We start from the raw sequence: 24204 nt of genomic DNA, 5'->3' as shown, positions 1-24204 counted from the left end.
ATTAATTTTATATTGATATAGCTCTTTTAATTAGTTTGGGGTATTTTAATGGTTGATTCTTCTTATATGTACGCTTCTGGTGCTTTTGTTCCTAGAGTTTCTTATTCTAGGTCGATTGATTTAAAAGATTCTTTATTGGATTTGGTTAAGGTTCAAAAAGAATCGTATGATTCATTTGCTCCTAAGAATAAGGGTAATGGAAGACTTGAAGTTATCTTTCATACAATCTTTCCAATAAATGATCCTTTGCGTAGGGCTACTATTGAGTTTATGAGTTGTAGGGTAGATGATCCTAAGTATGATGAATCTGAGTGTATAAAGCGTGGTGTAACTTTTTCTGCTCAGGTTATTGCTTCTATACGTCTTGTTGTTATGCAGGATGGTATTTCTCTTGATGAATATAAATCGATTAAAGAGAGTGGAGATCATTCTAAACTTGCAACCGTTGTAAAATCTATAGAAGAGCAGGAAGTCCACTTTTGTGGGTTGCCTATGATGACTGATAAGGGCACTTTCATCATTAATGGTGTAGAAAAAGTTATTGTCTCACAAATGCATAGGTCTCCTGGTGTATTTTTTGATAGCGATAAGGGAAAAACTTACAATTCTGGTAAATTGATCTATTCTGCTAGAATTATTCCTTATAGGGGTTCTTGGCTTGATATTGAATTTGATGTTAAAGACCATTTGTATTTTCGTGTTGATAGAAAAAGAAAATTGCCAATCTCAGTTTTGTTAAAGGCGTTAGGTCTATCAAATAATGATATACTCGATAGATTTTATGAGAAAATAAAGTATATAAAACATAAAGATGGTTGGAAAGTGCCTTTTGTTCCTGATAAATTTAAAGGAGTGAGGTTGCCTTTCGACTTAATGGATATTGAAGGTAATGTGCTGCTTAAAGCTAACGTTCGTATTACCTCAAGACTAGCTAAAAAGCTATATGATAATGAATTGAAAGAGTATCTGGTTCCTTTTAATTCTATATGTGGTTTATTCCTCGCAGAAGATTTAATGGATAGTGCTAGCTCTACGAAAATTTTATCTGCTGGTGAATCTATAAAGCTGGAAGACATAAAGAAGCTTGAGTTATTGTCTGTGGATGAAATATCAGTATTGAACATAGATAATTTATCTGTTGGACCTTATATATTAAATACGCTTTTCTTAGACGAAAACATGTCTTATCAGGATGCGCTATATGAAATATATAGAGTTTTGCGTCCTGGTGAAGTTCCTGTTTTAGAGATAGTAGAGGAGTTTTTCCGTAATCTTTTCTTCAGTCCGGAATATTATGATTTGTCTAACATTGGTAGGTTGAAGCTTAACTCTTACCTTGGATTAAATTATGATGAGGATTTAACTGTTTTAACGTATGAAGATATTATTGAAATTGTAAAAAAAATAGTATTGTTACGTGACGGTCAAGGATCTGTAGATGATATTGATCATTTAGGAAACAGAAGAGTAAGATCAGTTGGAGAGTTTATAGAAAATCAATTTAGAACTGGGTTGTTGAAATTGGAACGCGCAATAGTTGATTCTATGTCCACTTCTAGTTTAGATAAAGTTTCTCCATCTGATTTTATTAATCCAAAAGTGTTAACTAATGTCTTAAGAGATTTCTTCAATTCTTCTCAATTATCTCAATTTATGGATCAGACTAATCCGTTATCTGAAATAACACATAAAAGAAGGTTGTCCGCGTTAGGTCCTGGCGGTTTAACAAGAGAACGGGCAGGATTTGAAGTGCGTGATGTTCATCCAACTCATTATGGAAGAATTTGCCCTATTGAGACTCCTGAAGGGCAAAATATAGGGTTAATCAACAGTTTAGCTATATACGCGCGTATTAATAAATATGGTTTCATTGAAAGTCCTTATAGAAAAGTAGTTAATAGGGTTGTTACTGATCAAATTGAGTATCTGTCTGCCATAGATGAAGGTTTATATTATATAGCTGATACCAGCGCAAAGCTCGATGAAAATAATTGCTTTGTTGATGATATGCTATACTGTAGATATGCTAGTAGTTTCATTATGGTAAGTAGTGATCAGGTGAGTTACATTGACGTATCTCCTAAGCAGGTAATATCAGTTGCGGCTTCCTTGATTCCATTTTTAGAAAATGATGATGCTAATAGAGCATTAATGGGCTCAAATATGCAACGTCAGGCCGTACCTTTATTGAAGCCTACTGCTCCTCTGGTTGCTACTGGTATGGAGTCTTTTGTAGCTTCTGGCTCTGGTGCTGTAGTTTTAGCAAAACGCGATGGCATAGTTGATAGTTCTGATAGTAACTCTATAGTTATACGTGCTTTTGATAAAGAAAGGGTTAACTACTTGGACGTAGATATTTATCATCTAAGGAAATTTCAGCGTTCTAACCATAATACTTGTATTAATCAAAGACCGCTAGTGTGCGTAGGTGATTATGTTAAAAAGGGTGATGTAATAGCTGATGGTCCTGCAATTAACAGTGGTGAGTTGGCGCTTGGTAAAAATTTGCTAGTCGCTTTTATGTCTTGGCAAGGTTATAATTTTGAAGACTCTATTATTATTTCTAGTGAAGTTGTTAAAAAAGATCTCTTTACTTCTATTCATATAGAAGAATTTGACTGTGTTGTACATGATACCCCTTTAGGATCAGAAAAAATAACTCGTGCTATACCTGGTGTTAATGAAGAAAATCTATATCACTTGGATGATAGTGGTATAGTGAAAATTGGTACAAGAGTTGGTCCAGGCTATATTCTGGTAGGTAAAGTTACACCTAAACCTTCTCTTTCATTGCCTCCTGAAACGAAGTTATTAATGACAATTTTTGGTGAAAAGTCATTCGATTGTGCGGATTCCTCTTTATATACATCTCCAGATGTTGAAGGGACAGTAATTGATGTACAAGTCTTTACACGCAGGGGGGTTGAAGAAAATGAAAGGGCATTACTCATCAAACAAAAAGAGGTAAATGACTTTGAGGAAGAGCGAGATTATATAATCAATGTTACTAGTGAATATTTCTATGATGAACTGAAGAAACTTCTTATTAATTCTGGTTCTCAAGATCGAGAAAAATTTGACTCTATTGAACGTGAGCAATGGTGGGGTATAGGATTAAAAAACCAATCCATTTCTGAGCAAGTTAAGAGCTTAAAAAAAGATTTTGATGAAAAAGTATCACATGCAATAGCACAGTTTAAGCGAAAAGTAGAAAAATTACATGAAGGTTATGACCTGCCTCAAGGTGTGTCGATGTCAGTAAAAGTTTTCATTGCTGTGAAACATAGTCTGCAACCAGGGGATAAAATGGCTGGTAGACATGGGAATAAAGGTGTGATCTCTCGAGTTGTGCCAGTGGAAGATATGCCTTATTTGGAAGATGGTACTCCTGTTGATATTATTCTTAACCCTCTTGGTGTTCCTTCACGAATGAATGTAGGGCAAATACTGGAAACGCATGTAGGTTGGGCTTGTAGAAAATTAGGGGAAAGGGTAAGTAATATTCTCGATGAGATCAATAAAATCAAAAGTGCTTTTTGCAAGGGAATTAGGTCCCTTAACGATGATAATTTTACACAATTTGCAGTAGCATACCTTGACAATAAAAAAATTGAAAATATTGATGATGATGAAATAATGGCTTCTGTTTTAAATACACCTAATAAGAATGCACTAAATGACGAGTTGAATGCGTTAGTAGAGAACTATTTGAACTCTTGTAAAAGTTCATACAGCAATTTACGTAATTTCCTGATTGAGGTTTATAGCTATGGTAGTAACGTATCTATCTGTAATGATATTCGTAATATTAGTGATAATAATCTCATTGAATTTGCACGTAAATTACGTGATGGCGTTCCTGTTGCTGCACCTGTATTTGAGGGTCCAAAAGATGAACAAATAGCAAAATTATTTGAACTTGCTGGTTTGGATAACTCTGGACAAGCTGTATTATATGACGGTTGCAGTGGTGAAAAATTCGACCGCAAGGTTACAGTTGGTTACATGTACATGCTTAAGTTGCACCACTTGGTTGATGGTAAAATTCATGCGCGTTCAGTAGGGCCTTATAGTTTGGTTACTCAACAACCTCTAGGAGGAAAATCTCATTTTGGTGGTCAGCGTTTTGGTGAAATGGAATGTTGGGCATTACAAGCCTATGGTGCTGCTTATACTTTGCAGGAAATGTTAACTGTGAAGTCTGATGATATTAATGGTAGAGTTAAGATTTACGAATCGATAATAAAAGGTGACAGTAATTTTAAATGTGGAATTCCTGAATCCTTTAATGTGATGATAAAAGAACTACGTTCTTTATGTTTAAATGTAGATTTAAAGCAAAATGATGTAGTGATTGAAGATATATCTCACACTAACATTGCACAACCTTTTAATGAGGTTAGCATATCGATTGCTAGCCCTGAAAGTATTAAGCGTATATCTTGTGGTGAGATAGAAGATGTTTCAACTGCAAATTATCGTACGTTCAAAGTTGAGAAAGGTGGATTATTTTGCCCTAAGGTTTTTGGCCCTGTCAATGACGATGAATGTTTATGTGGAAAATACAAAAAAAGAAGACACAGAGGTCGCATATGTGAAAAATGCGGAGTAGAAGTTACATCTTCTAAAGTAAGAAGAGAAAGGATGGGTCATATAGAGCTTGCATCTCCTGTTGCTCATATATGGTTTTTGAAATCGCTTCCTTCAAGAATTGGAGCATTATTGGATATGTCTCTCAGAGATATTGAGAATATTTTATATAGCGATAATTATATCGTGATAGATCCTCTTGTTTCGCCTTTTGAAAAAGGTGAGATTATTAATGAAAAAGCTTATAATGAAGCTAAAGATAGCTATGGGATCGATAGTTTTGTAGCTATGCAAGGTGTTGAAGCTATAAGAGAGTTGCTAACGCGCCTTGATTTACATGAAATTAGGAAGGATTTAAGACTAGAATTAGAGTCTGTTGCTTCTGAGATAAGAAGAAAGAAAATTATAAAGAGATTGCGTATTATTGAAAACTTCATTAAATCTGGAAATAGGCCTGAGTGGATGATACTTACAACTATACCTATTTTACCACCTGATTTGCGTCCTTTGGTATCGCTTGAAAGTGGTCGTCCTGCAGTTTCTGATCTGAATCATCATTATAGGACTATTATTAATAGAAATAACAGGTTGAGGAAATTGTTGAGCTTAAATCCTCCTGAGATTATGATTCGTAATGAAAAAAGGATGTTACAAGAAGCAGTTGATTCTCTTTTTGATAATAGTCGTCGTAATACTTTGGTAAACAAAGCTGGTGCTGTTGGATATAAAAAGTCCATTAGTGATATGTTAAAAGGAAAACAGGGTCGTTTTCGCCAGAACCTCTTAGGAAAAAGGGTAGACTACTCTGGACGTTCTGTAATAGTTGTTGGTCCAACTTTGAAACTAAATCAGTGTGGATTACCAAAAAGAATGGCTCTTGAACTATTCAAACCTTTTGTTTACTCAAAGCTTAAGATGTATGGTATGGCTCCAACTATTAAGTTTGCTAGTAAGTTGATAAGAGCAGAAAAACCAGAAGTTTGGGATATGCTTGAAGAGGTAATAAAAGAGCATCCTGTTTTGTTGAATAGAGCGCCTACGCTACATAGACTTGGTATTCAGGCTTTTGAGCCAATCCTTATTGAAGGCAAAGCAATACAGCTTCATCCGCTTGTCTGTACGGCGTTTAATGCTGATTTTGATGGTGACCAAATGGCAGTGCATGTGCCAATTTCATTGGAAGCTCAGCTTGAAGCTAGGGTGTTGATGATGTCCACTAATAACGTTTTAAGTCCTTCTAATGGCAGACCGATTATAGTTCCTAGTAAAGATATAGTACTTGGTATATATTATCTGACTTTACAAGAACCTAAGGAAGATAATTTACCATCTTTTGGTGCTTTTTGTGAAGTTGAGCATTCTTTGAGTGATGGTACTTTACATACTCATTCTAGTATAAAGTATAGGATGGAGTATATTAATAGCAGCGGTGAAACTCACTATAAAACTGTTTGTACAACTCCTGGCCGTTTAATATTATGGCAAATTTTTCCTAAGCATGAGAATCTAGGCTTCGATCTAATAAATCAGATATTAACAGTCAAGGAAATAACTGGTATAGTTGATTTAGTATATCGTAACTGTGGTCAAAGTGCTACAGTGGCATTTTCTGATAAATTAATGGTACTTGGCTTTGAGTATGCTACATTTTCTGGTGTTTCTTTTGGTCGTTGTGATATGGTTATACCTGAAACTAAAGCTACACATGTTGATCACGCGAGGGGTGAAATTAAGAAATTCTCTATGCAATATCAAGATGGGCTAATAACTAGAAGTGAGAGGTATAACAAGGTTATAGATGAATGGTCTAAGTGTACGGATATGATAGCTAATGATATGTTAAAAGCAATATCTATATATGATGGAAATAGTAAGTACAACTCAGTGTATATGATGGTTAACTCTGGTGCAAGGGGTTCTACTTCACAGATGAAACAGCTAGCAGGAATGCGAGGGCTCATGACCAAACCTTCTGGTGAGATTATAGAAACACCTATAATTTCTAATTTCCGTGAAGGATTGAACGTATTTGAATACTTTAATTCTACTCACGGTGCGCGTAAAGGTTTAGCTGACACTGCGCTTAAAACTGCAAACTCTGGATACTTAACACGTCGTTTAGTTGATGTGTCTCAAAATTGCATAGTTACAAAGCATGACTGTAAAACAAAAAATGGTCTTGTTGTGAGAGCTACAGTTGAAGGAAGTACTATAGTTGCATCTCTAGAGAGTGTTGTGCTGGGTAGAACATCTGCAAATGGTATATATAACCCAGTGACAAAAGAATTATTAGTAAAAGCAGGGGAATTAATTGATGAGGATAAAGTAAAGCAAATCAGCATTGCAGGTCTTGATGCTGTAAAAATTAGATCGCCTTTAACTTGTGAAATAAGTCCTGGTGTGTGTTCTTTGTGTTATGGAAGAGACCTTGCAACTGGTAAAATTGTTTCAATAGGTGAAGCAGTTGGTGTTATAGCTGCTCAATCTGTTGGAGAGCCAGGTACTCAGTTAACGATGCGTACTTTCCATATAGGTGGGGTAATGACTAGAGGCGTTGAATCCTCAAATATTATAGCTTCTATTAGTGCTAAAATAAAGTTAAACAATAGTAATATAATTATAGATAGAAACGGAAATAAAATTGTGATAAGCCGTTCCTGTGAAGTCGTGTTGGTTGATAGCCTTGGTAGTGAGAAGTTGAAGCATAGTGTACCTTACGGTGCTAAACTTTATGTGGATGAGAGTGGGTCAGTAAAAATTGGCGATAAAGTTGCGGAATGGGATCCTTATACATTGCCTATTATCACGGAGAAGACTGGTACAGTGTCTTATCAGGACTTAAAAGATGGAATTTCGATCACTGAAGTGATGGATGAATCTACAGGAATATCAAGCAAAGTAGTAAAAGACTGGAAATTGCATTCTGGTGGAGCTAGTTTACATCCTCGTATTGTGCTGCTTGACGATAATGGTGAAGTAATGACACTCGCAAGTGGCGTTGAAGCATGTTATTTTATACCAATTGGTGCAGTGCTCAATGTACAAAATGGCCAGAAGGTTCATGCAGGTGATGTTATTACAAGAACACCAAGAGAGTCAGTTAAAACTCGTGATATTACTGGTGGTTTACCGAGGGTTATAGAGTTATTTGAAGCACGTCGTCCTAAAGAGCATGCTATTGTTAGTGAGATAGATGGCTATGTAGCGTTTTCTGAAAAAGACCGTAGAGGAAAACGCAGTATATTAATTAAACCTGTAGATGAACAAATTTCTCCAGTTGAATATTTGGTATCAAGAAGTAAGCATGTAATAGTCAATGAAGGTGATTTTGTACGTAAAGGTGATCTATTGATGGATGGTGACCCTGATCTCCATGATATTTTACGTGTGCTTGGGTTAGAAGCTTTAGCACACTATATGATTTCTGAAATACAGCAAGTTTATAGATTGCAGGGTGTTCGTATAGACAACAAGCATTTAGAGGTGATCTTAAAACAAATGCTACAAAAAGTGGAAATTACTGATCCTGGTGATACTATGTACTTGGTTGGCGAAAGCATTGACAAGCTGGAAGTTGATAGGGAAAATGATGCTATGAGTAACTCTGGCAAACGGCCTGCTCATTATCTTCCTATTCTGCAGGGGATTACTAGGGCAAGTCTTGAAACTAGCTCCTTTATTTCTGCTGCTTCTTTCCAAGAGACAACAAAAGTACTTACAGAAGCAGCATTCTGCGGGAAGAGTGATCCTTTAAGTGGATTAAAAGAAAATGTTATAGTAGGAAGATTAATTCCTGCTGGTACAGGTTTGATTATGAATAAGATCAGAGCACTTTCACTTTGTGATAATATAGATAAATATGAAAAATATTTTGATATTGAAACTTATGACGAGAAATGGTTTATGGATAATAATTGTCATTTACACTCTGGTGAGGAAGAGAGCGTAGTGGCATATGATCAGTCGAATTGAGTACAGCTAGTGTGTCTCTTGACCAAAAAAGCCAATAATATTTTCTTTTACTTTTGTGCTATCTGTCATGTTATTTACTCTCATGCGAAATTCAGATGAGCTTTGAAGCCCGCTACTGTACCAACCTATGTGTTTGCGGGCCATCTTTATTCCTGTGTCATTTCCATAGTACTCAAGAATATTGTCGTAATGCTCGAGTATGATGCTTAATCTCTCTGAAGCTGTTGGCTCAGAAGTTTCACTTCCACTGAGAAAGTTCATTGCTTGATTAATCAGCCAAGGTTTACCGTAGGCACCACGACCTATCATCACTCCGTCTGCTCCAGATTCTTTGAGAGCATTCTGAATATCATTTAAATTTTTAATATCGCCATTTACTATAACTGGAATTTTCACTTGCTCTTTAACATTTCTAACGAATTTCCAATCTGCTTGGCCGTTATAGAGCTGTGCCCTCGTTCTTCCATGCACAGTGATCATTTTTGCTCCTAAGTCTTCGGCAATTTTCGCAAGCCTCGGTGCATTGCGATTTTCATCGTTCCATCCAGTGCGCATTTTCACCGTAACTGGCACATTCACTGCTTTGACCACGGCCTCAATTATCTCAGCGGCTTTTTTCTCATCACGCATTAGCGCTGATCCTGCATAACCGTTTACAACTTTTTTAACAGGACAACCGAAATTTATATCTATTATTTTTGCACCCATATCCTCATTTAGTTTTGCAGCTTCTGCCATTACATCCGGCTCGCATCCAGCAAGCTGCACAGCAGTTAATTCATCGACTTTTGCTTTTTGCAGACTCTGACGAGTTTGCATAATCATAGCTCTGCTTGCAATCATCTCTGAGACTAACAAACTTGCACCAAGTTTCTTTACAATACTTCTGAACGGATAATCAGTTACCCCTGACATTGGAGCTAAAATAACTGAAGAATCAATCGTCAAACTTCCTATTTGGAGGGGCATAAGGTTAATGGTAATCCTTCATTGTAAACTATATAGCAACCTGAGCTGTATTCTTGCACCCTTGAGGTAAGAGAGGTGTCCGTTCCTGGTGGAAGATCGCATAAAAGCCCGTTTTCTAGATCTTTCTTCCATTTTTCATCTTCCATAAGCGCTTTTGTAAACTCTCTTCTTTTCCCATTCAAATCAAATTTATATTCTGATAACTCTTTGTCAATTTCATCAAATGATTTACCTTCGTTGAGCATTTGCGTAGTCCTATGAGCGTTTTCCAATGCAAATATTCCACAATTATGTCCATCGCTTTGTTGTTTGGCTCCGGAGCTTCTTATATTACAGTTCTCTATTTCCAAAACTGCTTCCAGTGCGCTCACTATATTATCAGTATTTATTGGAACATTAATTAATTCATTTTTCTTGTTCCGACACGTTTGTGCTGTCTCTTTGACATCTTTACTCATTTCTTTTTTTCCTTGCGCATTCAACTCACTAGCTTGATCAGTAAGAGGTGTAACCAATTCTTTAATTTCATTTGCAAGTTCTATTTTCTTACGTTGACTACCAGGACTTGGTAAATCAGCACTAAAAGAATCACAATAATAAGCTCTAAATTGTTTATTATCTAAGCTGTATGCAACAACTAGCGTTACCCAATGATTACCACCCAAATTAATAACTGAAGTAAATATCCTTTTCGAACTCTCTCGTTCTGCTTTATTTTTATATTCTCTCAACCTTTCACTCAAGGTTTCAAGATTACCAGGAATACAGAAGAATACACCATCCGTAAAACCTTCTGAATACTTATATTTAATTTTTGCAATATGAGCAATATCATGTTGCTGCAACCAGTAAGCGTAATTCTCTCTATTTGTCTGATGCACAAGAGTGTCCAAATTTTCATGAAACTCTTTACCACCCAAACCACTATCCAAAGAGCTTCTACGACTACTGTTCCTTGAATCGGGTTCACTGCCTGGTACAATACCACTATCTCCATCTTGAGTTTTTTGCTCACCTTGACCTGCTCCTTTTCCATTAATATAGTTCTTTGCTAAGTAAAATAAAGGTTCAACAACCATTTTGTATGCTACTGTAAGAATTATTCCCATTAAAACCCAAACTACGGGGTTAGAGATGAGCATAGCAAGTGGAAAGGTCAATAGAGGGAATCCTATTATCAACCCCAAATAGCCAACAGCAAATGTGGCTGCTAGGGATACACAAGTAGCGTAGATAACGAATTTTCCACCAGCAAAGTAAGTGCTCTCTTTAAATTGATTATATTTTTTTATGATGCCCGACATACTATATCCTATGAACGCTAAGTTAATTAAATTTTAACAAATTCTAACAAAAAAATCAACCATAATAATTTTAGTAGTATGAGAAAATATTGAATATTAAGAGCTTTTGAAGTATAGTAATAATGTTAGTAATAGCACAATATATGCACGATATAGAATATATACGCAAAAACCCTGAAGGATTTGAAAAGGCAATGAAAAGCAGGGGGATAAGAGAGTTTACTGCAAAAGAGGTATTAGAAATTGATCACGAGAAAAGGTCATTAACCACTAAATTGCAAGATTTAAATAGGCAGCGCAATGAAATCACAGAGGAAATAAAGAAGCTTAAAATGAGCAAGAGCCCTTGTGAAGAGCAAATAGAGTTGTCAAAAGACATCACGAATGAGATAGAGGCAATTAGCTTAAAGGAACAAGCAGAAAAGGATAAGTTAGTGAATGTTTTATCTAACTTGCCGAATATTCCTGCGCAAGATGTGCCAATAGGCGCAGATGAGAACTCTAATTTAGAGGTGAGAAGATATGGAGGAAAAAGACAGTTTGATTTTATACCAGAATCTCATTATGAACTCGGAGAAAAATTAGGTTTAATGGACTTCGAACAAGCGGCGAAAATTTCCGGATCAAGATTTGCGATATTAAAAGGACAGTTAGCTAAGCTTGGACGAGCGCTAATAAATTTTATGCTTGAAATGCATGTTAATGAATTTGGCTATACTGAGGTGTACCACCCAGCTTTGGTGAAAAACGAAGCTATGTATAATGTTGGTCAGCTACCGAAATTTTCTGACGATTCGTATTTAACTACCGACGAATTGAGGTTGATTCCCACAAGTGAAGTGTTTTTAACAAATTTGGTTGCTGATAAAATAGTAGAGGAAAAAGAACTGTCTATTCGTTTTACTGCGTATTCAGAGTGTTTTCGTAAAGAAGCAGGCAGCGCAGGGCGAGACACGAGAGGCATAATAAGGCAACACCAATTTGGTAAAGTGGAGTTGGTGAGTATTACAACTGAAGACCAATCAAATGATGAACTTGAGCGCATGACGAGTGTTGTTGAAGAGATATTAAAAAAACTAGAATTACCGTATAGAGTAATGCTACTGTGTAGTGGTAATATGGGCTTTGCTGCGCAAAAGACTTATGACATAGAGGTGTGGTTACCTGAGCAAAAGAAATATAGAGAAATATCAAGCTGCTCAAATTGTGGTGCATTTCAAGCAAGAAGGATGAACGCTAAATACTCTTCAGAAACTGATAAAAAGATAAAAAAATATGTTCACACTTTAAACGGCTCAGCTTTAGCTATAGGAAGAACGATTATTGCCATAATGGAGAATTATCAAAATTCTGACGGGTCGATTGCAATACCAAACGTGTTGCAAAAATACATGAGTAATGATACTGTTATAAGCAAATAATAATTTTGACATATAGAAAAGCGAGGAAATAAAGATGAAGGTTCTGGTTATAGGTTCTGGTGGACGTGAGCACGCTCTACTTTGGGCTCTAAAAAAATCTCCTATCTTGACTGAGTTATATGTAACTCCTGGTCGCCAAGCTATGAAAGATCTTGGGACTCTTGTGGATGTAAATATTCAAAATTCAGTGGATGTTACACAATTTTGCAAGAGAGAAAATATAGAGTTGGTTGTTATTGGTCCAGAACAACCAATAATTGATGGGCTTGCTGATGATTTAGTTGCAGAGGGAATAAATGTTTTTGCTACGAGTCAAGCAACTGCAAAACTTGAGGGATCAAAGTCTTTCACCAAAGGACTATGCAAGCGATATGGCATACCAACTGCCAAGTACGAGTGTTTTGTTGATGAAGGATTAGCTAAAGATTTTGTACGTAGCAATAAAATAAAGTTTCCACTTGTAGTAAAAGCAAATGGAATTGCGGCAGGGAAAGGCGTGATGATATGTTGCGCAGAAAACGAAGCTTTTTCAGCAATAGATTCAATGCTAGTGGAGAAAGAATTTGGTGAATCAGGTGAAGAAATAATCATAGAAGAATTTTTAATTGGAGAAGAAGTAAGCTTTTTTGCTCTTGTTGGTGGGTTGAAAGTAGTAACTCTTGGGTGCGCAAAAGATTATAAGAGAGTGAATGAAAATAATGAAGGCCAAAATACTGGGGGTATGGGATCGTACTCATCACCTTCAATTATAAGTAAGGACATGGAGCAAAAAATCATCCAAAAAATAATATACCCTACAGCTCAAGCATTGGTTAACATGGGTACGCCTTATAAGGGAGTACTCTTTGCTGGTTTAATGATTTGCAGAGATGGCCCAAAACTTCTCGAGTATAACGTTAGATTCGGTGATCCAGAAACGCAATCTATATTACCTAGATTTGATTCAAATTGTGATTTGTTAAAATTGATGTTGTCAGTTGCAGAAGGAAAGTTAAATGTCAAAATGGTAGAACTTAACAACAAATCTACAGTTTGTGTAGTTGTTGCAAGTAAAGGCTATCCGGGTGATTATCAAAAGGGAGAAGTAATTAAGGGATTAGATAAAATTGAAAGCATTCCTGGTATATTGGTATTTCACGCTGGTACTAAATTAGATGAGAGTGGTAATTGGGTTTCAGATGGCGGAAGAGTGCTAAATATAGTAGCAGAAGGGAGCACTATAGAGGAAGCCAAAAGTAAGGTGTACTCAGCATTAAATTTTTTAGAATGGCCAGGGGGCTTCTTCAGATACGATATTGGTAGTTAATGTTAGCTGTCGGTTAGCAGGTAGCTCACAGAAATGCAAAACTTACTTGACAAACTCCGCCAGCTCCCTTATCATGAAACTGAAGGTATTCAGTTATCTTCATCTGTGCAGATCAAACAGTAAAAAAATAACGTGGTTGGCGTCTTATTTTTAATTTTTGCACTATGTGTACCTTATGTCTTCACAACATTTCTAGCTATATAAGCTGAAACGCGCTTATAAAGCGTTTAAGACAGTATAGTACGCCAATTTTCAGGATTAGAGAGTGAACAACTATCTACACGGGATTTCTTTTGCCTTTTTTTCTGCTTAGTAAATTTCTTAAACATTTAAACTAAGGTGAGTTGCATTTAAAAGCAGCTAAATTGCAGTGTTTAAGATTTAAAAAAACGCCAATACTGAAAATAGACAATGACTAGGGCTTCTTTTGCCTTTTTTTTCATTTGCTTAATATTTATAGCTACCGTCATCCCGCTACGTGTTAGCGGGATCTATGCTAAGAGATCCCGCGAATGAATCGCGGTATGACGGTTAAGTAGGGTGTCATTCCAGTCTGGAATCCAGTTTTCCATATAATCCATCGGAAATGTTGTAACCACTTTCTATGCTAGTTTGCTTGTGAGCAAGCAAACTTTCCTGGATCCCAGTGTCTGGGCACTGGAATGACATCATAGGGGCGCTGGGATGACACCGTCATAAAGTGAAACTAGATTGTATCTTATCGGTAAAAAAGAAGAGCTATTTTAGGAAGTTTTTATAGGGCTAAAACTAAAGAAAACTTGCATATAAGTTCATCAAGTGTAAAATTAGAGTTGTTTTAAAAGAATAGGTCAATTATGAATCTTGTAACAAAATCTGCTATCGATTTTACTGCTTCAGCTGTTCTCTCTGACGGAGAAATTGTTGATGATTTCTGTCTGAGTAAGCACATAAAAAATAAGTATGCTGTCCTTTTTTTCTATCCACTTGATTTTACTTTTGTTTGCCCAACTGAATTGATATCGCTCAATAATAGAATAAATGAGTTTGCAAAGCGTGGTATTGAAGTGATAGGAATAAGTGTAGATTCAAAATTTTCACATTATAAATGGCGAAACACTCCAGTTAATGATGGTGGTATTGGAGAGGTTAGCTACACTTTAGTGTCTGATATCAAAAAGTTTATATCAAGAGACTATGGGGTCTTATATGATGACTCAATTGCGCTGAGAGCAACTTTCGTTATTGATGATAAATTTATTGTACGTCATCAATCGATAAATGATTTGCCTTTAGGACGTAATATCGATGAATTCATTAGAATCGTTGATGCAATTAAACATAATGAAGAGCATGGTGAAGTATGTCCAGCAGGGTGGAAAAAAGGTAAGCCAGCAATGCAGGCAAGCGATGAAGGAGTAGCTGATTATCTAAACTCATACAGTGAAGAATTATAGATTTAGTACAAAAGTTCTTATTATTGGATCTGGAGCAGCGGGTTATGCTGCTGCTATATATGCAGCACGTGCAAACTTAGAGCCAATTGTAGTAACGGGAATGCAGCCTGGTGGTCAGCTTACAATTACTACAGATGTTGAAAACTATCCTGGTTTTGTTTCAATACAGGGTCCAGAACTAATGGAGCAAATGAGGTTGCATGCAGAACAGGTTGGAGCAAAAATAATAGATGATGAGATAAAAAGCGTTGAACAACTTGAGGGTTCTAATGAGTATAGGTTTAGATCTTCTGGTAATACTAATGACTACTATTCAGATGCAATTATAATTGCATCTGGTGCGCAAGCGAAGTGGCTTGGTTTGGAGAGTGAAAAGGAATTTCAAGGTTACGGAGTTTCAGCTTGTGCAACTTGTGATGGTGCATTTTTTAGGAATAAAGTTGTAGCTGTGGTCGGTGGTGGAAACACTGCTGTTGAAGAGGCGATATTTTTAACTCGATTTGCTAAAGAAGTTATACTAATACACAGGCGTGATAAATTGAGAGCGGAAAAAGTAATGCAAGATAGACTCTTTAAAAATGATAGGATAAAAATAATGTGGAACCATACTGTAGAGCAGATTCTTGGAGAAGAAAATCCGAAGAAAGTTACTGGTATTATAGTTAAATCAACGGAAGCTCAAGAGTTAGAAGTGGATGGAGTGTTCATTGCAATTGGGCATGCACCAAATACAGGTATTTTTAAAGGCTTTGTTGAAATGGATGAACAGGGTTACATAATTACAAAACCTGGAACAACTTTAACTAGTAAAGCAGGAGTATTTGCTGCAGGTGATGTTCAAGATAAGGTATATCGCCAGGCAGTAGTTGCAGCAGGAACAGGGTGCATGGCTGCACTTGATGCAGAGAAGTTTTTAGAGTCGTAGTTAATTCTAGGATTTTGAATAAATCGCTTGCAATTTTCCTTTTCTTTTTCATAATTATATTAGTAAATTATTAGGTAGGTTTAATGTGCTTTATGAAGGGGATGGGATAAATACTAATGGTTATAGATATAATCAGACAACTTCAAGACAGCTCGATAAACCATACGCGTCAAGTTAAGGGAAAGTAGCATAAGGAAAAAGAAAAGTGGTAAAAATTATTTTAGATATTAAGTAATAAAGCTAGTAATTTATAGACTCTTCTAAAATAATTATCTTATTTTAGATCAAAATTTCCCAAAAAATAAATGTAACAAACAAGATACCCACTTTAAATAGTGCTATATTGGGCCTTAACTTGACGCGTATGGCTCGATAAACCAACACAAAAGTTATTTAAGGCTATTGATGATGAAAACCTAGAAGATTTTAAACAAGCTCTGGCAGAGGGTGCGAATGTTAATGCGTTTGATGCGGGATATACACCACTAATGACTATTATCATGAATGGTGATGATAGCCCTATATGTTTGAAAATGATGATGTTGCTTTTACAACATCAAAATTTAAATATTAATGCTCAAGAAACTAAAGAACGCAATACAGCTCTACATCTAGCTTTTCGTATGGGAAATAGGAATTTTGTACAGATGTTACTTAGACATCCTAAATTAGATATAGATGTTAAAAATAGTTATTTAGTTATTAAACCTGAATACCAACAACTCCCTGAAGAACATCTTCATGATTCTCATAAAGAGCGTTTTTTTCATACTCCTGAAGAATATATTAGAAAAATTGGAGAAGCACAGGATAAAGACTTTTCGCACCTTACGGTAGAAATACAAAAAGCCCAAAGAGGAGAACAATTATTAAACGCTCTTTCCGATGGAAATATTAACCAGGCGAAGGCGCTGCTTGAGAAAAAGTTTACTAGGCAAGACCTCATTCACATGGGTATTTCACGAGAGTTTGTTAAACAAATGTTTGAGAAACAAGAGTTTGTTGAACAAATGCTTAACCCTAATATCCAAAGTGAAGAAATAGAAACACCACTTAGCTTAATTATCAAATCATGTTTACAAGGAATAACACAAGATAACGAAGAAGTATTGATTAAACTTTTAAAACATAAAGACCTAGATTTTAGTCAAATAAAGCCAATACAAGCTATAGAGCAAAATCGATGGGTGAAGCAAATGATTAAACAAGCTATTACAGAGCGATTAGCTGATGCTATTAATAGAAAAGATCTAGAGGATGTAAAAGAATTGTTAGTGAAAGAGCAAACGACACTGTCGAAATTTCACAATTAGAGAGAGATTTGAAACAAGTAAGGGAAGAAAGAGATAGGCTTTCATCAGAAAATAGACTGCTCCGTACTAAAAGTCTGAGTAATAAAAACGAAAAATCCTCACAAGCAATTTCTCCTGGTAAAAAACAAAGCAACTATGCTTATGCATTTTTTATATTATCTGGAGCATTGACTGGTTGTGTAGGTTTAGCAATTTTATACGATTATCTAGTAATAGGTGCTTGTCTTACAGCAGTTGCACTGGTTCTTTTTTTTAGTAGGATATTATTTATGTAAAGCGGATGAACGAGATATAGGACCTGGTGGTACCACCGACAATCCTCAAGTTACAAGGGTTTTGATTTCTTCTCCAGGCCCAGCTGAAAATTTTTGTACATGTTAAAAACATCTTGATAATTGAGGTGAGTGTAGACCTGGGTGGTTTCCAGGCTTGAGTGGCCAAGCAGTTGTTGTATTGATCTTATGTCAATATCTTCCTGAAGCAAATGAGTAGCAAAACTATGACGAAATGCATGTGGAGATAAGATTTCTGGCAGATTTAATATTCTCCTTATTTTCTGCAAACGATTAGCCACATAAGTTCTTCCCAATTTTTTTCCTCTTACTCCCAAAAAAAGATATTGTGTTTCATTATTAATGCCAAGATAAGGACAGGCTTTTACATATTCCTGTATACATTTTTTTACTACCGGAAGAATGAATACCTGCCTTTGTTTATCTCCCTTACCTGTTACTATTAAACTTTCATTGTTAATATCACTAACCCTAAGATTCAACGCTTCACTGATTCTTAAGCCTGTACCATATAGCAGGACGATAATTGCAATTTCTCTTTTTACCACCCAAGGTTCGCTCAAGTCAGATAATTTCATTTCTTTCACCAAAGTTTTTATATTAGATATTGAAAGTGCTTTAGGCAGAGTTCTTCTCTGAATTGGCCTTGATAAGGAAAATACAGCTTCATTGTCTATATTGTAGTGGTTTTTTATGTACTTGAAGAAATTTCTGATTACTGACAATGCACGAGCGTTAGATCTTGCATTCACACCTCTTGCGTAACGAGAGGTAAGCCAACTTCTTAACTCAGGTACGCTCAATTTTTCCAAAGTGCCGACATTTACTTCTCCACCAATGTGAGTATTTAGGAAACTTATAAGATCCTTCAAGTCCCTCATGTATGACTCTAAAGTGTTTGGTGAATAAGATCTGTTGCACCTCAGCCACTCATACCATTTTTCAATGATTGAACCGAGGTCCATAATTATTTTTTAAAGAAAGCATCGATGCACGCATCTCGAAAGGCTTCATTTATATCAGGATGAGAGTGACAAATTCTGTATATATCCTCTGCTGCTGCGCCATATGCCATTGCAACCGCTGCTTCGTTGATTAGTGTATCAGCGTATGCTCCTATGATATGCACACCTAGTATTGTATCTGCTCTGCTACAAGTCAGCACTTTCACGAATCCTTCAGCATCATCAGTGATTTTTGCTCTGCCGTTTGCAGCAAATTGACATTTACCAACTTTGTACTTATAGCCAGCATTTTTGAGCTCCTCTTCGGCTTTACCGATCGAAGAAACCGCAGGGTGAGTGTAAATGACAGATGGTATAATTTCATAATCAACGTGAGGTGACTGTCCTGCTATTATCTCTGCAACTGCCACTCCTTCTTCCTCTGCTTTATGAGCAAGCATTGCTCCACCAATCACATCACCAATAGCAAATATTCCTTTCACATTAGTTTCATATCTGTTGTTAACTTGAACGAAACCGCGATTATCTTTTTCTATTTTTTCATCAATACCAAGACCATCAGTACATGGTTTGCGTCCTGCTGCCACCAATACCTTATCCGCCTCTATAGTGTTTGTTTGATTATCTTTTACAGAGCAAACTTTCACACTCAAAGAGTTACTACTTTGTTTTATTACCTCAACTTTAGTGCTAAGTAAAAATTTTATTCCTTGTTTTTGTAGACTAGAAAGTAGAGACTTACTTAATTCTCCATCCATTGCTGCAGCGATTCTGTCAAAAAATTCTACTACAGTGACTTCAGACCCTAGCCTCCTCCATACAGAAGACATTTCAAGGCCTATTGCCCCGGCTCCGATTACGACAAGTTTTTTTGGTACTTCAGTTAAAGACAATGCACCAGTTGATGAAATAATACTTTTCTCATCGATATTAATTCCTGGCAAAGAAATAACGTCAGAACCGGTTGCAATTACTATATTTTTTGTCTTCAGCACCTTATCTTCAACTGAAACTTCAAGATTACCTTGGTCAAAAGAAGTAATTTTCCCAAGTCCATTGATTTTAGTGATTTTGTGAAGGTTAAACAGATATTCTATACCTTTTCCAAGTTCCTGAACTCTGGCGTCCTTATAGCCTAGCATTTCTTTTAAATCGAAACTTGCATCCTTAATTTTTATGCCAAGCTTCGACAGATCATTTTTCGTGTGAGCATACTGATAGGAAGAATGAAGTAGTGCTTTGGAAGGTATGCACCCAACTCGCAAGCATGTACCACCAAAAATGCTATTTTTATCTATGCAGGCAACTTTCAATCCAAGTTTTGCAGCAGCGATAGCACACTTATAACCGCCTGGACCACCACCTATAACAATCAGGTCATAATCAATCATAAAGAACAAACCTATTTTCTAAAGAATAAACACCATTTCCCTCAGTTGTTACATATATTTTATCGTGAGTAAACACTGGAGTGTGAAACATATTACCAGGTACTTTGACTACCTTTCCTGCACTTTCAGATCCAGGAAAAGCAAGCATTGAACCTTTATTGCTTGTCACCCACAGTGTATGGGCATGCACAATTGGAGCAAACAATTGCGTATTTTCTATTAAATCAGATGCCCAGACTGTTTCTCCATTTTTTATATCCAGGCCGATTATTTTATTATCTTCAGTTACTATAAAAATTCTTCCGCCTTCTTTTTGTTTCTCTGCAGGAATAAGAGGACTATAATATGACTCAATGTCTGATACACTTTTTACTTGCAGTGACTTTGACCACAAAATATTTCCTGATTTCACGTCAATACCATAAATATAAGAATTGTTTGTAGCTATTAAAGTATCGCCAAGCACTCTCGGTGTAGTAGTTACATCTGTGAGCTGTGTATCCAAAAGGTTTGTAGCCAATTTTTGGCTCCACAATTTTTTACCGTCTTCATTAAAAGCTATTAACTCACCATTTGAAAATGGTGCTATTATTTTATCGTTAGAAATTGTTGGCGATATGGAATACAAACCTCGAACCTCATTGATACCGTTTTGATAAGCCCAAACGGAGCTGCCATCTTTTATATCAAACACGTACAGATAATTATCAATAGTCAATACTACCAATTTATTATTTATTACTGCTGCTTTCCCTCTTACTGGAGCTCTCAATTCTTTTTCCCACTCAATCTTGCCAGTTTTTGCATCTATTGCGTGTAAAGTGTTATCCACTATAAAGAAAACATTTTTTTCATAATGCGATAGGCTCATGTTACCAATTTTTTTCCTATGTGAGAGGTGTAATTTCCAATTCATAGCCTTTGAGTTATCAATATCAAAGGAATATAAAGCGCCGTGCTTGTCTGATAAAATAACGCTATCTTCTGTAAGCACTGGAGCTACATATCCTTGAGATAGTTTTTTATCCACTAGACTTATTCGCTCGCTTGCCATTGTGTAACTGCTACACAATAACATTATTATAACAATTATTACTTTCATTACTTAGTTGAGAACAAGATTTATTAATATACATACTAGAAATCTTAATCACAATGAAAATGTTCTTGTTGTACGTTGAAACATTGATTTATGAACAGAATATTATATTATTATGTAAAAACCATACTCTTAGAGGTAATACACCTCATCCACTATGCGGCAACGTGCATAGCTGTATGAACATTGAGATATAAAAGTAATTTATACCAAGAAGAAAGATATCATCCAAGTAGCTTGACTACTTGGATCCAGATTGGATACTGATACCAATTCTCATTGTTGGTCAGTCAAATAGGAGAAATTGCAGAGTTGTTTAATTGTGGAGCTGGCAAGAGAAGTAATAAATTTGCACAAAGCACCCTAAAGCAGAGCAATTGTATCGTATATTTTATTGCGCAAAATGTTCTGTTTTATGTATAACCAAAGCCTCTCAACAGGATTGAGTTCAGGTGAATATGGAGGTAGGTATATAATCTCAATATTTTTAGCTACCTTTAAATTTTTTGACTTATGCCAACTAGCACAGTCCATAACAAGAACAGCTTCTCTTGTCCCTAGATATTGCGACATTTGCTCAAGAAATACATTCATGCAATCAGTGTTAACATTTAGTGCAAATAAGCTAAAACTCTCTCCATTTTTAGGATTAACTGCACTGTAGAGATAAAAATTATGCCTACCTAATTTTATTTTAACCCGAGTCCTAGTGCCTTTTTTAAACCATCCATGCCCAACTTTCGAATGTGTGCCAAACCTTGATTCATCAAAGAAAAATAGCTCTTTTTCTGGATACTTGCCAATAACTTCATTGAGATTTTTTTTTGAATTCCTCTTGTTTACTTTTATCTTGTACGTTGTGTACTGGTCTTGGTGTAATATATGAAAATTTCATCTTTTGCATATGGCGGTGTACTGTAGATTTGCTGATATTTAATCCGAACTTTTCCTGGATTCTTATTCTCATTTCTTTAATGGTAATATTAGGATTTTCTTCTATACATGCTTCAATTTGCTGTAGTTGAGCCTGATTTAATTTAGTTTTTCTACGGCGTGATGGAGGAGCAAACAGTTTTTCTTCTCTGCCAAATTTCAAGAGTTTTATCCACGAAGTTAGTGCGCTTCTTGAAATTCAATATATTTTTGCTACAGCCGTTATACTATGCTTTTTTGCCGCAATTACAGCATTTAGTTTTTTTGAAACATATACATTGTTCCTTACTTTCTTCAGCATTTCTTTTGCTGATTCTACTACTTTTTCATCCAATAATTTTGATCTTAATGCCATTTATACCTCGCTACTTCACTTACTTTAGTATGGCTTTTTTCCCATTATTGTCTATCCGTTCTTTGTATAGTGGGAATTGGTATTAGCATAGATCCCGCTAACACGTAGCGGGATACTTGACCTTTACAGGGATGACGGTTGTCGTTTAGTTATAAATATTTAAGAAATTTACCAAATAAAAAAAAGGCAAAAGAAGCCCCGTGGTGCGAGTTTTGACCCTATAATAATTTAAACTGGCGCTGTAATAATGTGCTAACGCTTAAAATAAGCGCGATTTGGCTGAATGTAGAAAAAATAAAAAAGACATGCAGCCGCTATAATTTTATGTAATCCGCCAATAAATACCCTGAATTTTGTCATTGAGCCTGCAGGTCAAAAACAATGAGTCATAAATACCCTTAGTACTACAATAAGGGGGCTGGCGAAATGTGTCAAGGGATTTTTGACGAAATGATTTTGAAAGTAAAGAGCGGGAGAAGGGGTTCGAACCCTCGACCTCAACCTTGGCAAGGTTGCGCTCTACCAACTGAGCTACTCCCGCAATTAAATTAACCTAAATTTACTTAATTATAGGCATATACAGCGATTTGTAAACCCCGTGTACACGAAAAATGTGAGAGCCCATAAATTTGCGTGGTTCCTTCTATGATCTTTTCGTATACTTAAGGCTCATTTTTGATTATCATAGGTTTTCAATTGTGCCAAAAAATGTATTAATTTTATGGGAATATTTTTATATAAAGACGACTTGCCAGCTAGTTCAATACCAGATGATATAAGTTCTATAGCTGTTGATACCGAGGCAATGGGGCTACTTCATAGCAGAGATAGATTATGCCTTGTGCAGCTCTCTTTTAATGATGGCAACGTTCACTTAGTTCAACTCAAGAACGATTACACAGCGCCAAATTTGAGAAAAATATTAGAGGATAAAAATATAACTAAAATATTTCACTTCGCGCGATTTGATCTGAGCATAATACATTATTACTTGAAAACTTGGGCACTTCCGTGCTATTGCACAAAAATAGCTTCACGGTTAGTTCGCACTTACACAGATAATCATAGCTTAAAAGAACTGTGCTTAGAACTACTTGATACCAAATTAAATAAGCAACAGCAATCTTCTGATTGGGGAAATGAAAATTTGACAGACAAACAAAAAAGTTATGCTGCATCTGATGTTTTGTATCTCCATAAGATAAAGGAAAAGCTAGATTTAATGTTGGAACGTGAAAATAGAAAAGAATTGGCCCAAAAGTGCTTTGAATTTCTTCCTACTCGCATTGAGTTAGACTTAATGGGTTGGGAAAACGTGGATATCTTTAATCATCAGATATAACCATTTGTGAGAAGTTTTTTGTTTGTGCAAGACACTTTAGGGCAATTTTTCAGAAGAATTTAGTTGATTAACTGTTGATTGATGCGCTATATTTTACAAGCAATCGTTCTAAGTTTAGGTATTTTATGAATGATGACATTATATCAGTAAATGATCAAAATTTCAAATCTGAAGTCACTGACTATAAAGGGTTTGTTCTGATAGACTTTTGGGCAGAATGGTGTGGGCCATGTAAAAGTCTAATGCCGCGTATTGAACAGTTGGCTAAAGACAGAAAAGGCAAGATTAAGATCTGCAAGTTCGACATAGATGAAGGAACTGAAGTGCCAAGTAAGTATGGAGTGCAATCTATACCCACTTTAATCATATTTCAAGATGGTAAGGAAATTGCACGCAAAATTGGTGCAACAAATGATTTGCTAAGTTGGGTTGATAGTGAAATAAGCTAATAGACAAATTTGCTTTTGTGTGTATTATAAATATTGATAAAAGGGATTGTAGCTCAGTCGGTTAGAGCAGTTCGCTCATAACGAATTGGTCGTAGGTTCAAGTCCTACCAATCCCACCATTGTGTTGATCTTAGCATGATC

15 protein-coding genes, 2 tRNA genes and 1 pseudogene are annotated in these 24204 nt (G+C 35.9%); 10 read left to right on the top strand and 8 right to left on the bottom strand.

Features of this window, described 5'->3' with window-relative positions; all coding sequences use genetic code 11:
* The first annotated feature begins 48 nt into the window (after window positions 1-48).
* A complete protein-coding gene (locus OPR24_RS04960; RefSeq protein WP_265032920.1) occupies window positions 49-8562 on the top strand; it encodes a DNA-directed RNA polymerase subunit beta/beta' in 8514 nt (2837 codons plus the stop codon).
* 6 nt (window positions 8563-8568) lie between these two features.
* On the opposite strand, the gene dusB is transcribed toward OPR24_RS04960, so the two are convergent.
* Window positions 8569-9531, bottom strand: coding sequence for a tRNA dihydrouridine synthase DusB (dusB, locus tag OPR24_RS04955; RefSeq protein WP_265032918.1), 963 nt, complete (start codon window positions 9529-9531; stop codon window positions 8569-8571).
* Window positions 9516-10640: a hypothetical protein gene (locus OPR24_RS04950; protein ID WP_265032917.1), complete on the bottom strand. Its 1125-nt coding sequence runs from the start codon at window positions 10638-10640 to the stop codon at window positions 9516-9518. The genes dusB and OPR24_RS04950 overlap by 16 nt, the downstream gene beginning before the upstream one ends.
* 338 nt (window positions 10641-10978) lie before the next feature.
* Here OPR24_RS04950 and serS point away from each other — a divergent pair, with 338 nt between their 5' ends.
* Both serS and purD read left to right on the top strand, forming a co-directional pair.
* Window positions 10979-12256 carry a serine--tRNA ligase gene (serS, locus tag OPR24_RS04945; protein WP_265034012.1) on the top strand — a complete coding sequence of 426 codons (1278 nt, stop codon included), beginning with the start codon at window positions 10979-10981 and terminating at the stop codon, window positions 12254-12256.
* A 34-nt stretch (window positions 12257-12290) separates the two neighbouring features.
* Window positions 12291-13562 carry a phosphoribosylamine--glycine ligase gene (purD, locus tag OPR24_RS04940; RefSeq protein ID WP_265032915.1) on the top strand — a complete coding sequence of 424 codons (1272 nt, stop codon included), beginning with the start codon at window positions 12291-12293 and terminating at the stop codon, window positions 13560-13562.
* 543 nt (window positions 13563-14105) lie between these two features.
* Here purD and OPR24_RS04935 read toward each other — a convergent pair.
* Complete coding sequence (locus tag OPR24_RS04935; protein ID WP_265032912.1) at window positions 14106-14234, bottom strand: hypothetical protein; 129 nt, start codon at window positions 14232-14234, stop codon at window positions 14106-14108.
* A gap of 164 nt (window positions 14235-14398) precedes the next feature.
* Here OPR24_RS04935 and OPR24_RS04930 point away from each other — a divergent pair, with 164 nt between their 5' ends.
* From OPR24_RS04930 to OPR24_RS04915, 4 genes are all read left to right on the top strand, one after another.
* Complete coding sequence (locus tag OPR24_RS04930; protein ID WP_265032911.1) at window positions 14399-14998, top strand: peroxiredoxin; 600 nt, start codon at window positions 14399-14401, stop codon at window positions 14996-14998.
* The gene (gene trxB / locus OPR24_RS04925) at window positions 14985-15923 is read left to right on the top strand and encodes a thioredoxin-disulfide reductase (protein WP_265032910.1); all 939 of its coding nucleotides are present in this window, start codon (window positions 14985-14987) and stop codon (window positions 15921-15923) included. Before OPR24_RS04930 ends, trxB begins: the two co-directional genes overlap by 14 nt.
* 401 nt (window positions 15924-16324) lie before the next feature.
* The gene (locus OPR24_RS04920; RefSeq protein ID WP_320157133.1) at window positions 16325-17236 is read left to right on the top strand and encodes an ankyrin repeat domain-containing protein; all 912 of its coding nucleotides are present in this window, start codon (window positions 16325-16327) and stop codon (window positions 17234-17236) included.
* Window positions 17237-17244: 8 nt separating this feature from the next.
* On the top strand, window positions 17245-17511 hold the full coding sequence (locus OPR24_RS04915; RefSeq protein ID WP_265032908.1) for a hypothetical protein: 267 nt from the start codon (window positions 17245-17247) through the stop codon (window positions 17509-17511).
* Between the two features lie 50 nt (window positions 17512-17561).
* Here the strand turns inward: OPR24_RS04915 and OPR24_RS04910 are convergent, their stop codons facing one another.
* From OPR24_RS04910 to OPR24_RS04890, 5 genes and pseudogenes are all read right to left on the bottom strand, one after another.
* Window positions 17562-18494: a tyrosine recombinase XerC gene (locus tag OPR24_RS04910; RefSeq protein WP_265032906.1), complete on the bottom strand. Its 933-nt coding sequence runs from the start codon at window positions 18492-18494 to the stop codon at window positions 17562-17564.
* 2 nt (window positions 18495-18496) lie between these two features.
* Window positions 18497-19885, bottom strand: coding sequence for a dihydrolipoyl dehydrogenase (gene lpdA / locus OPR24_RS04905; protein ID WP_265032904.1), 1389 nt, complete (start codon window positions 19883-19885; stop codon window positions 18497-18499).
* A complete protein-coding gene (locus tag OPR24_RS04900; RefSeq protein ID WP_265032903.1) occupies window positions 19878-20987 on the bottom strand; it encodes an outer membrane protein assembly factor BamB family protein in 1110 nt (369 codons plus the stop codon). The genes lpdA and OPR24_RS04900 overlap by 8 nt, the downstream gene beginning before the upstream one ends.
* Window positions 20988-21260: 273 nt before the next feature.
* Window positions 21261-22272: pseudogene (locus tag OPR24_RS04895) on the bottom strand (IS630 family transposase).
* Window positions 22273-22740: 468 nt separating this feature from the next.
* Window positions 22741-22813 (bottom strand) — tRNA-Gly (locus OPR24_RS04890).
* Window positions 22814-22993: 180 nt separating this feature from the next.
* Here OPR24_RS04890 and OPR24_RS04885 point away from each other — a divergent pair.
* From OPR24_RS04885 to OPR24_RS04875, 3 genes are all read left to right on the top strand, one after another.
* Window positions 22994-23614 carry a ribonuclease D gene (locus OPR24_RS04885; RefSeq protein ID WP_265032901.1) on the top strand — a complete coding sequence of 207 codons (621 nt, stop codon included), beginning with the start codon at window positions 22994-22996 and terminating at the stop codon, window positions 23612-23614.
* A 125-nt stretch (window positions 23615-23739) separates the two neighbouring features.
* Window positions 23740-24063, top strand: a complete 324-nt coding sequence (gene trxA, locus OPR24_RS04880; RefSeq protein ID WP_265032900.1) for a thioredoxin — start codon at window positions 23740-23742, stop codon at window positions 24061-24063.
* 42 nt (window positions 24064-24105) lie between these two features.
* A tRNA-Ile gene (locus OPR24_RS04875) sits at window positions 24106-24182 on the top strand.
* Window positions 24183-24204 lie beyond the last annotated feature (22 nt).

The organism is Wolbachia endosymbiont (group A) of Sicus ferrugineus (assembly GCF_947251515.1).
In the GTDB taxonomy this organism is placed as follows: domain Bacteria; phylum Pseudomonadota; class Alphaproteobacteria; order Rickettsiales; family Anaplasmataceae; genus Wolbachia.
This window is presented reverse-complemented; position numbering and strand designations above follow the sequence as displayed.

Coding starts and splice junctions, on each gene's coding strand:
- OPR24_RS04960 (WP_265032920.1), top strand. CDS start 49: ATGGTTGATTCTTCTTATATGTACGCTTCTGGTGCTTTTGTTCCTAGA.
- dusB (WP_265032918.1), bottom strand. CDS start 9,531: ATGCCCCTCCAAATAGGAAGTTTGACGATTGATTCTTCAGTTATTTTA.
- OPR24_RS04950 (WP_265032917.1), bottom strand. CDS start 10,640: ATGGGAATAATTCTTACAGTAGCATACAAAATGGTTGTTGAACCTTTA.
- serS (WP_265034012.1), top strand. CDS start 10,979: ATGCACGATATAGAATATATACGCAAAAACCCTGAAGGATTTGAAAAG.
- purD (WP_265032915.1), top strand. CDS start 12,291: ATGAAGGTTCTGGTTATAGGTTCTGGTGGACGTGAGCACGCTCTACTT.
- OPR24_RS04935 (WP_265032912.1), bottom strand. CDS start 14,234: ATGATGTCATTCCAGTGCCCAGACACTGGGATCCAGGAAAGTTTGCTT.
- OPR24_RS04930 (WP_265032911.1), top strand. CDS start 14,399: ATGAATCTTGTAACAAAATCTGCTATCGATTTTACTGCTTCAGCTGTT.
- OPR24_RS04910 (WP_265032906.1), bottom strand. CDS start 18,494: ATGGACCTCGGTTCAATCATTGAAAAATGGTATGAGTGGCTGAGGTGC.
- lpdA (WP_265032904.1), bottom strand. CDS start 19,885: ATGATTGATTATGACCTGATTGTTATAGGTGGTGGTCCAGGCGGTTAT.
- OPR24_RS04900 (WP_265032903.1), bottom strand. CDS start 20,987: ATGAAAGTAATAATTGTTATAATAATGTTATTGTGTAGCAGTTACACA.
- OPR24_RS04885 (WP_265032901.1), top strand. CDS start 22,994: ATGGGAATATTTTTATATAAAGACGACTTGCCAGCTAGTTCAATACCA.
- trxA (WP_265032900.1), top strand. CDS start 23,740: ATGAATGATGACATTATATCAGTAAATGATCAAAATTTCAAATCTGAA.